Origin of the sequence: Castellaniella sp., from assembly GCF_034007085.1 — a bacterium.
Lineage (GTDB): Bacteria > Pseudomonadota > Gammaproteobacteria > Burkholderiales > Burkholderiaceae_B > Castellaniella.
Window position 1 is genome coordinate 1 of the sequence record NZ_JAVERO010000067.1, and the last position, 11286, is coordinate 11286.

An 11286-nucleotide genomic window follows, 5' to 3' on the forward strand; every position below is an offset into this window, starting at 1 on the left:
GTGCCGCCGATCGATTCCTTTGCCGACATGCGTTCGGAAATGTGCCTGCTGATGGAACAGATGGGCGTGCCCGTCGAGGTCCATCACCACGAAGTCGCCAACTGCGGCCAGCTGGAAATCGGCACCCGCTTTTCCACGCTGGTGCAGCGCGCCGATTGGACCCAGATCATGAAATACGTGATCCGCAACGTGGCCCATGTCTATGGCAAGACGGCGACTTTCATGCCCAAGCCGGTCGTGGGTGACAATGGCTCGGGCATGCACGTGCACCAGTCCATCTGGAAGGACGGCCAGAACCTGTTCGCCGGCAACGGTTATGGTGGCCTGTCGGAATTCGCCCTGTACTACATCGGCGGCGTCATCCATCACGCCCGCGCCCTGAACGCCATCACCAATCCGGGCACGAATTCCTACAAGCGCCTGGTGCCGCACTACGAGGCTCCGGTCAAGCTGGCGTATTCCGCACGCAACCGTTCGGCCTCGATCCGCATCCCCTACGTCAGCAACCCCAAGGCACGCCGGGTCGAAACCCGTTTCCCGGACCCCCTGGCCAACCCGTACCTGGCGTTCTCGGCCCTGATGATGGCTGGCCTGGATGGCGTCCAGAACAAGATCCACCCAGGCGATCCGGCCGACAAGAACCTGTACGATCTGCCGCCCGAGGAAGACGCCAAGATCCCGACGGTGTGCTCGTCGCTGGACCAGGCGCTGGAAGCTCTGGACCGCGATCGTGAATTCCTGACGCGCGGCGGGGTGTTCAGCAATGACCTGCTGGATGCCTACCTGGACCTGAAGTCCAACGAAATCGATCGTCTGCGCGTGACTCCGCATCCGGTCGAATTCGACATGTACTACACCTTGTAAATGTCTTTGCGCGGCGCCTCTGGCCTGTCATCTTCATGGCCGCTGAAAAACGGCCTGGATGCGCTCGATCTGTTGCGCACGGCGGTCCTGCTGCTGGATGAATCCTGCCGCATCCGCCATGCCAATGGCGCGGCGGAGGAATTGCTGGGCCAATCCCGCCGGCAATTGCTGGGGCAGCCCGCGCAGCCCTGGCTGGACGGGCGCGACAGCGTCCTGAAAACGCCGCTGCATGGGCAGCCCTGGGCCTGGCTGATCGAAATCCCCGTGCACCAGGGCGCCCATCTGGATGATCTGCGGCAGGCCCGGGGCAACCAGGAAGCGCAGCGCGAAAGCCTGCGCAACCTGGCCCACGAGGTCCGCAATCCTTTGGCGGGCCTGCGGGCAGCCGCCCAGTTGCTGGAAATGGAACTGCCGCGCGACGATCTGCGCGAATACACCCAGGTGATCGTGGCCGAGGCCGACCGCCTGGCCGGTCTGGTGGCCCGGCTGGCTTCGCCCAGCCAGTCGCCTGTGGTGCCCAGCGTATTCAATGTCCACGAGGTGTGCGAACGGGTCCTGTCCTTGATCCGGCTGGAATTCGGTGAACGGATCCAGCTGGAACGCGACTACGATGCCTCCGTGCCCGATATGCGTGCCGACCGTGATCCATTGCTGCAGGCACTGCTGAATGTGGCGCGCAATGGCGCACAGGCGCTGGTCGAAGCCCCGGAAACGGTCGATCCCGTGCTCCGCTTCAGCACCCGCATCCTGCATCAGCCGGTTCTGGCCGACGGTCAGCACCGCATGGGGCTGCGGATCGCCGTCCTCGACAACGGCCCTGGCGTGCCCGAGACCTTGCGCGACAAGCTGTTCCATCCCCTGGTGACGGGCCGGGCGCAGGGCACCGGCCTGGGCCTGAGCCTGGCCCAGGAATGCCTGCAGCGGCAGGGCGGGCTGCTGGAATTCGACTCGATTCCGGGGCACACCGAGTTTCGCCTGCTGTTGCCGCTGGAAATCGCATGAAGCAGGGGGGCGCATGAATACGATCTGGATTCTGGATGATGAACCCGGCATGCGCTGGGTACTGGAAAAAGCGCTGGACAAGGCGGGTTGGCCGGTCCGCAGTTTTGCCGATGGCACGACGCTGAAAAAGGCGCTCGATGCCCTGGAGAACGATCAGGACTCGCAGGCGCCGGCGGTGCTGGTCTCCGATATCCGCATGCCCGGGCCCGATGGCCTGAGCGTCCTGGCGACCGTGCGCGCGCGCCTGCCAAACCTGCCCGTCATCATGATGACGGCCTATACGGATCTGGATACGACCGTGGCGGCTTTCGAACAGGGCGCGTTCGATTACCTGGCCAAGCCGTTCGATATCCAGGCGGCCGTCGACCTGATCGCGCGGGCGGCCCAGTCGGCAGCGCCATCCCGGCCTGGGGCCGGCGTCGCTCGGGAATCCCAGGCCGAAGCCGAAGCCTGTCCCGTGCTCGGCGAGGCGGAAATGGCGCCTTCGCAGTCCCCGGCCATGCAGGATGTGTTTCGCGCCATCGGCCGCCTGTCCCAGTCGGGTGCCACCGTGCTCATCACCGGGGAATCCGGGACCGGCAAGGAACTGGTGGCCCGGGCGCTGCATCGGCACAGCCGCCGTGCCGCTGGCCCGTTCGTGGCCGTGAATGCGGCGGCCATCCCGCGCGACCTGCTGGAGGCCGAATTGTTCGGCCATGAACGCGGCGCGTTCACCGGCGCGGTCCAGTCGCGCCGGGGACGTTTCGAAGAGGCCGATGGCGGCACCTTGTTTCTGGACGAGATCGGCGACATGCCGGCCGAACTGCAGACCCGCCTGCTGCGGGTGCTGGCCGAGGGCGCTTTCTACCGGGTGGGGGGATCGCGGCCTGTCCAGGCGGATGTGCGCATCGTGGCGGCGACCCACCAGCCTTTGGAAGCGCGGGTGCAGGCCGGGCTGTTTCGCGCGGATCTGTTTCACCGCCTGAACGTCATCCGCCTGCGCCTGCCGCCCCTGCGGGAACGCCGCGAGGACATCGAATCCCTGGCGCGGCATTTTCTGGCGCGCAGCGCGGCGGAACTCGGCGTGCCGGTGCGCCGGCCCGACCCGGCGGCGCTGGAAGCGCTGCGCCGTTTCGACTATCCCGGCAATATTCGCCAATTGGAAAACGTTTGCCAGTGGCTGACGGTCATGGCGCCCAGCGCGGAAGTCGGCATCGAGGACTTGCCGCCCGAAATTCTGGGCTCTGCAGTGGCCATGATGCCCGTGTCCGGCCTTGGGCCCGGCCCGGATGCGGCGCTGTGCGCCACGGTGGATGCCAAGGCCGTCGTGCCGCCTGCGCAATCGGCTGCGTCCCCGCTGCGCCCGGACTGGCGCGCCGGCCTGGAAGCCGAAGCGCGCGACCGGCTGGTGCGCCGTGAACCCTGCGTGATGGACACGATGCTGCGGGATTTTGAACGGGTGCTGCTGAAAGCGGGCCTGCGGCAGGCCGGTGGCCGACGAGGCGAAGCCGCCTTGCGCCTGGGGATCGGCCGCAATACCTTGACCCGCAAATGCCGGGAACTGGGCTTGGATGCGCCTGGTGAAGACGAAGCCGTGGACGAGTCCGGGAATTCAGGCCGCCACTGAGGGGGCGCCGCGCAGGCAGGCCTGTGCGCGGCGGCTCATCAGGGCCTCGCGGTGGATGAAAGCCGCGATTTCCGGCGTGGCAGGATGGTGGTGCATGCCGTAGGGCGTGTCCCATTGGGCCAGCCGACCTGCTTTCAGGATGCCGATCCGGTCGGCGACGGCAAAGGCTTCGGCCTGGTTGTGCGTGACCAGCAGCGCGGTGCGGTCGGCCGCCTTGAGCAGGTCGCGCAGTTCGAACGCCAGCCGTTCGCGGGCATCCACATCCAGGTTGGAAAAGGGTTCGTCGAGCAGCAGCAGATCGGGCTCGGGCGCCAGGGCGCGGGCCAGCGCCACCCGCTGCTGCTGGCCGCCGGACAGTTCATGCGGGCGGCGTGTTTCCTGTCCCGTCAGACCCACCAGGTCCAGCAGGTCGCGCACGCGCCGCCGGCGTTCGGACGCATCCAGGCGGCGCAGGCCGAAGCCGACATTGGCCGCTACGTCCAGGTGAGGAAACAGCGCATAGTCCTGGAACATCATGCCCACGCGGCGCTGTTCGGGCTCGACGCGAAAACCGGTGCCCGACAGCAGCCGGCCATCCAGCCGGATCGTGCCGCTGTCCAGCGGTTCGAAGCCGGCAATGGCCCGCAGCACGCTGGTCTTGCCGCAGCCCGAAGCCCCCAGCAGACAGGCAATCTGCCCGCGTTCCAGGTGCAAGTCGAGTTCACGCAGGACGGTGCGCCGGCCGCCGTCGGCGGCGTAGCTCAGGGAAATTCGGTCCAGTTCCAGCATATCGGGTCTCAAGAGGCTGGCCGGTCCATCAGGCGGGCCAGCAGGATGACGGGCAGCAGGCCGGCGGCCACGATGCCCAGGGCGGCGATGGCGCCTTCTTCGTAAGTGCCGCGCGCGGCCTCGGCATACAGCCAGGTCGCCAGCGTGTCGAAATTCAGGGGCCGCAGCAGCAGCGTGGCCGGCAGTTCTTTCATCGCATCCACGAACACCAGCAGCGCCGAGGCGGCCAGGGCCGGGCGCAGCAGGGGCAGGTGAACGCGCCGCAGCATGCCGTGCACGTTTTCGCCCAGCAGGCGCGCTGCCTGATCCATGGAGGGAGGAATCCGATCCAGGCCGGCTTCCAGGGTGCCGACGGGGATGGTCAGGAAACGGATGACATAGGCCAGTGCCAGGGCGGCTGGGGTGCCCAGCAGCACCAGGCCTGCGGGGTCCAGGCCGGTTGCTGCGCGCAGTGCCGCCAGACCATGTTCGATCGCCATCAGGGGAAACAGCAGGCCGATGGCCAGGACCGTGCCGGGCACCGCATAGCCCAGGGTCGTCAGCCGGGACAGGGCGAGCTGCCAGGCGCGTGCCCGGGGCAGGATGCGGCGGCTCCAGGCGATGGCCAGGCCCAGGCCCAGGGCGATGACCGTGGCCAGGGCCGAGACCCCCAGCGTCTGTCCAGCGGCCCGCAGCAGGGCGGACGAGGGCCCCTGGCCGGCGCCCAGGCGTTCCAGGGTGAGCGCCAGCAGATAGGTGGCCGGTGCAACGAAACCGATCACGATGGGCGTCAGGCCCAGCAGGGTGGCCAGCCAGCCCGCCAGCCCGCTGAGCCGTTGCGGGCGGATGGGTGCTGCGCGACGATTGCCGGTATAGCGCAGCCGCCGCCGGCTGTAGCGTTCGATCGTGATCAGGGCCGTGACCAGCGCCAGGGCGACCAGCGCGATCTGGGCGGCTCCGGCCAGGTCGGAGCGGGTGATCCAGGTCGTGTAGATAGCGACGGTCAGGGTCTGGACGCCCAGGAATTCCGATGCGCCGATGTCGTTCAGGGTTTCCAGCAGCACCAGGCACAGGCCGACGGCGATCGCGGGCCGGGCCAGTGGCAGAGCGACGCGCCGGAAGGCGCCCCAGGGGCCGTAACCAAGCAGCCGGGCGGCCTCCATCAGGTGCGCCGCCTGGCTGGCGAACAGGCTGCGGGTGGTCAAGTAAACGTAGGGATACAGCACAAAGGCCAGCAGCACGATGGCCCCTGGCAGGCTGCGCGGATCGGGCAGGCGGAATTCGCGCGGACTGGAATAGCCCAGCAGGGCGCGAATGGCTTCCTGGAGCGGACCGATGGGGTGCAGGATGTCCAGATAGGCGTAGGCCACGATGTAGGTCGGTACGGCCAATGGCAGCAACAGTGCCCAGGACAGGGCCTTGCGGCCAGGGAAATCATAGGCCGTGACCAGCCAGGCGGCCCCCACGCCCAGGGCAGCCGCCAGCAGGCCCACGCCAGCCAGCAGGCCCAGGGTCTGGGCCAGTACGTCCGGCAGGACGAATTGCAGCAGGTGGCCCCAGTGAGCCCCCGAGCCCTGGCCGGCCTGGCCCACCAGGGCCAGGATCGGCGCCAGCACGCCGAGCGCCGCCAGCGCCGTTCCGGCATGCCAGGGCCAGGACTGGAGCCTGCTGCTGGTCATGGAGAGGCCTTATTGGTTCAGGCCGGCGCGATCGACCAGTTCGCTGGCCTGTTTCCGGTAGCGGGCAATCTCGGTCAGCGGCAGGGCATCGATGGTCAGCGGCCCGAAACTTGCCACGGTCGGATCCAGGGTCACGCCGGCCTTGACGGGGTATTCGTAGTTGGCCTGCGCATAGAGGCCTTGCGCCTTGTCCGAGACCAGGTATTCCAGCAATTGGATGGCTTCGGCGCGGTGCGGCGCGTGGCGTGCCACGGCGGCGCCCGAGACATTGACGTGGGTGCCGGGCGCGTTTTTGAAGGTGGGCCGGATGACGCGGATGGCATCGCCCCAGCGGCGGGCGTCGCTGCCTTCGGCGGCGTTTTTCATATGGCCGGCGTAGTAGGCATTGGCGATGCCGATATCGCAGATCCCGCCCAGGATGTCGCGCGCCACATCGCGGTCCCCGCCTGTGGCGGGCCGGGCCAGATTGGCTTTTACGCCGCGCAGCCATTGTTCGGTCGCCTCGGCGCCATCGTGGGCGATCAGGGCGGCAATCAGTGCAGTGTTGTAGGGGTGCTGGCCGGAACGGATGCAGACTTTGCCTTTCCAGCGCGGGTCGGCCAGATCCTCGTAGTGAAAGGACTGGATGTCCAGGTCCTTGGCGACGTAGGCCACCCGGTCACGCAGGGACAGGGCGAACCATTGGCCGTCAGCCGCGCGCAGGTTGGCCGGGATGGCGGCCTGCAGCACCGCCGAATCGATCGGCTGGGTGATGTCCCCGTCCACCAGATCCAGCAGATTGCCGATGTCCACGGTCATCAGCACGTCGGCGGGCGATTGCGCGCCTTCGGCGCGTACCCGTTCGAGTAGGCCGTCCTTGACGAAGACCGTGTTGACCTTGACGCCGGTGTCCTGGGTGAAGGCCGCAATCAGCGGTTCCACGAGCTTGGGTTCGCGGGTGGTGTACAGATTGACTTCTGCTGCCACGGCGGCGCCTGCCATCAGCGGCAGGGCGGCGGCCAGCAGGGACAGGCGTCGGATGAAGGGCAGGGCGGGGGTGCGGGTCGGCATGAAGGTGCTCGTATGCAGGAATGAAAAATGAGAATGGTTATCAAAACGGATATGCAATTTATCATTGCGGTCAGATCAAAGCAAGCTGAACGCGATAAAATGCGGCGCGATCCAGGATATCCGCCAGGTATCGCGTTCAATCTTGCGCAAAATCAAGAAAACCCTTGCCACGAGAAGGGGCCGGCCTTGAGTTTCCCGATCATCGCCGTAACATTCTTCACAGATCCCTGAAATACCTGGAGTCCGACTTTCGTCATGGCCGCTTTCCATTCCGAGCAAGTCCTCAGCGTGCGTCACTGGAACGATACGCTGTTTTCCTTCAAGACCACCCGTGATCCCGGTTTGCGGTTCCACAACGGCCATTTCGTGATGCTGGGCCTGGAAGTCGAAGGCAAACCGTTGATGCGGGCCTACAGCATCGCCAGCGCCAACCACGAGGACAACCTGGAATTCTTCAGCATCAAGGTGCCCAATGGCCCGCTCACGTCGCGCCTGCAACACTTGCAACCGGGCGATTCCGTGCTGATCAGCCGCAAGCCGGTCGGCACGCTGGTGACCGATGACCTGCGGCCGGGCCGCCGTCTGTATCTGTTTGCCACCGGCACGGGCCTGGCGCCGTTTCTCAGCATCATCAAGGACCCCGAGGTCTATGATCGTTTCGAAAAAATCATCCTGATGCACGGGGTGCGCTTCGTCAGCGAACTGGCCTATTCCGACTACATTCGCCACGAACTTCCCCAGGACGAATACCTGGGCGAAATGGTGCGCGAAAAGCTGATCTACTACCCCACCGTGACGCGCGAACCCTACGAACACCAGGGCCGGCTGACGACCTTGGTCGAAACCGGCAAATTGTTCGAAGACATCGGCATGCCGCCGCTGGACCCAGCCGTCGACCGCGCCATGATCTGTGGCAGTCCGGCCATGCTGACCGATATCCGCGCCATGCTGGATGCGCGTGGCTTCGTCGTTTCGCCCGGTGTCGGCGAACCGGGCGATTACGTCTACGAACGCGCGTTTGCCGAAAAATAAGCTGGGTGGCGGGCACCACGCAGCTTTTATTTCTGGCTATTGATCGGTACACTCTGATAGTCTTTCAAACCACACTGAACTGAGTGCCCATCATGAGCAAGGCAATCATCCACACCGATGCCGCCCCGGCTGCCGTCGGCCCTTATTCCCAGGCGGTCAGCGTGCCGGCTGGAAAACTGGTATTCCTGTCAGGCCAGATCGGCCTGGAACCCGGCACCGGCGAACTGGTATCGGAAAACTTCGAAGGCCAGGTGCGCCAATCCTTCGCCAATATGCAGGCGGTCATCGAGGCGGCGGGTGGCACGCTGAACGACATCGTCAAGCTCACCCTGTTCCTGACGGATCTCAGCAAATTCGCCAGTGCCAATGCCATCATGGCTGAAATCATCCCCCAGCCCTATCCGGCGCGCTCGACCCTCGGGGTCGCCAGCCTGCCCAAAGGCGCCCAGTTCGAAGTCGAAGCCATTCTGGCGCTCTGACCTCTTACCGTCATCTGCCAGGCAGTACGCCGTGAATCCGGCTGAAAAGCCGCGCCAAGCGGTGCCCGGCGCACGAAAGCCGGCGGGCAGCCAGCAGGCCCGCCTGTTCGAGCGGCTGGGCCTGCGCACGCCGGCCGATTTCGTCACACACCTGCCGTTGCGCTACGAGGACGAGACCCGGATCACGCCCATCGGCGAAGCCCGGCCCGGTGTCCATGCCCTGTTCGAAGGCGAGATTACCGACAGCGAGATCCGCTTCTCGCCGCGGCGAACGCTGCAGGCCACGCTGGCCGATGATTCTGGCCGCCTGGGGTTGCGCTGGCTGCATGTCTATCCGGGGCAGCAGGCCCGCCTGCATGCCGGGCGGCGCATCCGTGCGCGGGGCGAGGTCCGGGCGGGCTTCCATGGCCTGGAAATCGTCCATCCGCTGGTGACCGAACCGGGCACGCCGCTGCCCGATACCCTGACGCCGGTCTATCCCACCACCCAGGGGCTGTCCCAGGCCGCCTTGCGCAAGGCGATTGCCCGTGCCCTGGACGAGGCCGATCTGGGCGATACGCTGCCGGCTGCTGTACGAACCGCCTATCGGCTGGCCGATTTCGAACCGTCCCTGCGCCTGCTGCACCATCCAGGGCCGGACATTTCTCTGGCAGCGCTGGCCGAACACAGCCATCCCGCTTGGCGGCGCATCAAGTTCGACGAATTGCTGGCGCAGCAGCTGGCCCTGGCCGATGCCCGCGCGGCGCGGCGCGCCCAGGCTGCGCGCAGCCTGCAAGGGGATGGCAGCCTGACAGATCGCCTGTTGGCCGGATTGCCATTCAAGCCTACCGGGGCCCAGGCCCGGGCCGTGGCGCAGATCAGTGCCGACCTGGCGCGCACGCATCCTATGCATCGTCTGTTGCAGGGCGATGTGGGCAGCGGCAAGACCCTGGTGGCAGCGTTGGCGGCGGCCCAGGCCATCGAGGCCGGCGCCCAGGTGGCGGTCATGGCCCCGACGGAAATCCTGGCCGAACAGCTCTGGCGCAAACTGTCTGAATGGCTGATGCCGCTGGGTGTCACGCCAGTCTGGTTGACGGGCGGCCTGCCGGCGGCCGAACGCCGCAAGGCGCTGAACGCCATGGCCACCGGCGCAGCCCGGCTGGCAGTCGGCACCCAGGCCCTGATCCAGGACAAGGTGGAATTCGAATCCCTGGGATTGGTGATCAGCGACGAACAGCATCGTTTCGGCGTAGGCCAGCGCCTGGCGCTGAACCGCAAGGGTGACCATGCCCGCTATCGCCCGCATCAGCTCAGCATGAGCGCGACGCCCATCCCGCGCACCCTGGCAATGGCCTTCTTCGCCGATATGGATGTGTCGGTGCTGGACGAACTGCCGCCGGGCCGGGTGCCGGTGCGCACGCGCCTGTTCGACGATCGGCGTCGCGACGAGGTTCTGGCCCGCGTGGGCGAGGCCGTGCGCGCCGGACGCCAGGCCTACTGGGTCTGTCCCCTGGTCGAGGAAAGCGAGGCGCTGCAACTGCAGACCGCCGTCGATACCCATGAACTGCTGTGCGCGGCCCTGCCGGACCTGCGGGTCGGCCTGATGCATGGCCGTTTGCCGGCCCGCGAAAAATCCGAGGTGATGGATGCGTTCCGGGCCGGAAAGACCGATCTGCTGGTTGCCACGACCGTCATCGAGGTCGGTGTCGATGTGCCCAATGCGGGCCTGATGGTGATCGAGCACGCCGAGCGCTTTGGCCTGGCGCAACTGCATCAGCTGCGTGGCCGGGTCGGGCGGGGAGGTGGCGAGGCGACCTGCGTCCTGCTGTACCAGCCGCCCCTGTCGGCCATCGCCCGGGAACGCCTGCGGGCCATGTACGAGACGACGGATGGTTTCGAGATCGCACGGCGCGACCTGGCCCAGCGGGGGCCGGGGGAACTGTTGGGCCTGCGGCAGTCCGGGCAGGCCCTGCTGCGCTTTGCCGATCTGGATTCCGACGAAGATTTGCTGGAACAGGCGCGCGAGGCTGCGGCCTGGCTGTCGGCCGATTTTCCCGAGCACGCCCGCGCCCATCGGCAGCGCTGGATGGCGGGTGCCGATCAATACCTGCGCAGCTGAAAGGAGCCCTCATGACGCTGACTGAACTGAAATACATCGTTGCCGTGGCGCGGGAACGCCATTTCGGACGGGCGGCGGAAGCCTGTTTCGTCAGCCAGCCCACGCTGTCCGTGGCCATTCGCAAACTGGAAGAAGAATTGGGTGTGGTGCTGTTCGAGCGCGGTGGCGCCGAAGTCGGCATCACGCCCATCGGGCTGCGGGTCGTCGCTCAAGCCCAGAAAGTCCTGGAAGAGGGCGCGAATCTGCGTGAGATCGCCCGCCAGGGGCACGATCCGTTGGAAGGTCCGCTGCGGGTCGGGGTGATCTACACCGTGGGACCTTACCTGTTGCCCTATCTGGTCCCCGAACAGATCCGCCGCACGCCCCAGATGCCGCTGCTGCTTCAGGAAAACTATACGGCACGGCTGCTGGAATTGCTGCGCCAGGGCGAGGTCGATTGCGCGATCGTCGCCTTGCCGCTGCCGGATTCGGGGCTGTCGCAGTGTGCCCTGTACGATGAACCTTTTTATGTGGCCCTGCCGCACAATCATCCCTGGGCGCAAGAGTCACAGATCGATGCCGGGCGACTCAAGGAAGAAACCATGCTGCTGCTGGGCGCTGGCCACTGTTTCCGTGATCAGGTACTGGAGGTGTGCCCGGAACTGTCGCGCTTTTCGGCTTCCAGCGAAGGCATCCAGCGCACCTTCGAAGGCTCATCGCTGGAGACCATCCGCCATATGGTGGCCGCCG

General features: G+C 66.3%; 11 protein-coding genes. 8 read left to right on the top strand and 3 right to left on the bottom strand.

Going from position 1 to position 11286, the window contains the following annotated elements:
* From glnA to ntrC, 3 genes are all read left to right on the top strand, one after another.
* Positions 1–864 (top strand): type I glutamate--ammonia ligase (glnA, locus tag RBR29_RS07425; RefSeq protein WP_320348333.1); only part of this gene is annotated, 864 nt, incomplete at its 5' end.
* The gene (locus RBR29_RS07430; protein WP_320348334.1) at positions 865–1866 is read left to right on the top strand and encodes a histidine kinase dimerization/phospho-acceptor domain-containing protein; all 1002 of its coding nucleotides are present in this window, start codon (positions 865–867) and stop codon (positions 1864–1866) included.
* Between the two features lie 13 nt (positions 1867–1879).
* Positions 1880–3472, top strand: a complete 1593-nt coding sequence (gene ntrC / locus RBR29_RS07435; RefSeq protein WP_320348335.1) for a nitrogen regulation protein NR(I) — start codon at positions 1880–1882, stop codon at positions 3470–3472.
* On the opposite strand, the gene RBR29_RS07440 is transcribed toward ntrC, so the two are convergent.
* Genes RBR29_RS07440 through RBR29_RS07450 form a run of 3 tightly spaced genes read right to left on the bottom strand, consistent with a single transcriptional unit; the run spans position 3458 to position 6879 of the window.
* Positions 3458–4240 carry an ABC transporter ATP-binding protein gene (locus RBR29_RS07440; RefSeq protein WP_320348336.1) on the bottom strand — a complete coding sequence of 261 codons (783 nt, stop codon included), beginning with the start codon at positions 4238–4240 and terminating at the stop codon, positions 3458–3460. The genes ntrC and RBR29_RS07440 overlap by 15 nt on opposite strands.
* Positions 4241–4248: 8 nt before the next feature.
* Positions 4249–5898 carry an iron ABC transporter permease gene (locus RBR29_RS07445; protein WP_320348337.1) on the bottom strand — a complete coding sequence of 550 codons (1650 nt, stop codon included), beginning with the start codon at positions 5896–5898 and terminating at the stop codon, positions 4249–4251.
* Between the two features lie 9 nt (positions 5899–5907).
* Entirely contained in the window at positions 5908–6879 is a 972-nt protein-coding gene (locus tag RBR29_RS07450; protein ID WP_320348343.1) for a Fe(3+) ABC transporter substrate-binding protein, read from the bottom strand.
* A gap of 96 nt (positions 6880–6975) precedes the next feature.
* On the opposite strand from RBR29_RS07450, the gene RBR29_RS07455 reads away from it, so the two are divergent.
* The 5 genes from RBR29_RS07455 to RBR29_RS07475 all read left to right on the top strand — a co-directional run.
* On the top strand, positions 6976–7179 hold the full coding sequence (locus RBR29_RS07455; protein ID WP_320348338.1) for a hypothetical protein: 204 nt from the start codon (positions 6976–6978) through the stop codon (positions 7177–7179).
* A 24-nt stretch (positions 7180–7203) separates the two neighbouring features.
* Positions 7204–7980, top strand: coding sequence for a ferredoxin--NADP reductase (locus RBR29_RS07460; RefSeq protein ID WP_320348339.1), 777 nt, complete (start codon positions 7204–7206; stop codon positions 7978–7980).
* A 92-nt stretch (positions 7981–8072) separates the two neighbouring features.
* On the top strand, positions 8073–8459 hold the full coding sequence (locus RBR29_RS07465) for a Rid family detoxifying hydrolase (protein ID WP_320348340.1): 387 nt from the start codon (positions 8073–8075) through the stop codon (positions 8457–8459).
* A 61-nt stretch (positions 8460–8520) separates the two neighbouring features.
* Positions 8521–10557 carry an ATP-dependent DNA helicase RecG gene (gene recG / locus RBR29_RS07470; RefSeq protein ID WP_320348344.1) on the top strand — a complete coding sequence of 679 codons (2037 nt, stop codon included), beginning with the start codon at positions 8521–8523 and terminating at the stop codon, positions 10555–10557.
* Positions 10558–10568: 11 nt separating this feature from the next.
* Positions 10569–11286 (top strand): LysR substrate-binding domain-containing protein (locus RBR29_RS07475; protein ID WP_320348342.1); only part of this gene is annotated, 718 nt, incomplete at its 3' end.

Coding starts and splice junctions, on each gene's coding strand:
- RBR29_RS07465 (WP_320348340.1), top strand. CDS start 8,073: ATGAGCAAGGCAATCATCCACACCGATGCCGCCCCGGCTGCCGTCGGC.
- ntrC (WP_320348335.1), top strand. CDS start 1,880: ATGAATACGATCTGGATTCTGGATGATGAACCCGGCATGCGCTGGGTA.
- RBR29_RS07430 (WP_320348334.1), top strand. CDS start 865: ATGTCTTTGCGCGGCGCCTCTGGCCTGTCATCTTCATGGCCGCTGAAA.
- RBR29_RS07445 (WP_320348337.1), bottom strand. CDS start 5,898: ATGACCAGCAGCAGGCTCCAGTCCTGGCCCTGGCATGCCGGAACGGCG.
- RBR29_RS07460 (WP_320348339.1), top strand. CDS start 7,204: ATGGCCGCTTTCCATTCCGAGCAAGTCCTCAGCGTGCGTCACTGGAAC.
- RBR29_RS07450 (WP_320348343.1), bottom strand. CDS start 6,879: ATGGCAGGCGCCGCCGTGGCAGCAGAAGTCAATCTGTACACCACCCGC.
- RBR29_RS07440 (WP_320348336.1), bottom strand. CDS start 4,240: ATGCTGGAACTGGACCGAATTTCCCTGAGCTACGCCGCCGACGGCGGC.
- RBR29_RS07455 (WP_320348338.1), top strand. CDS start 6,976: ATGAGAATGGTTATCAAAACGGATATGCAATTTATCATTGCGGTCAGA.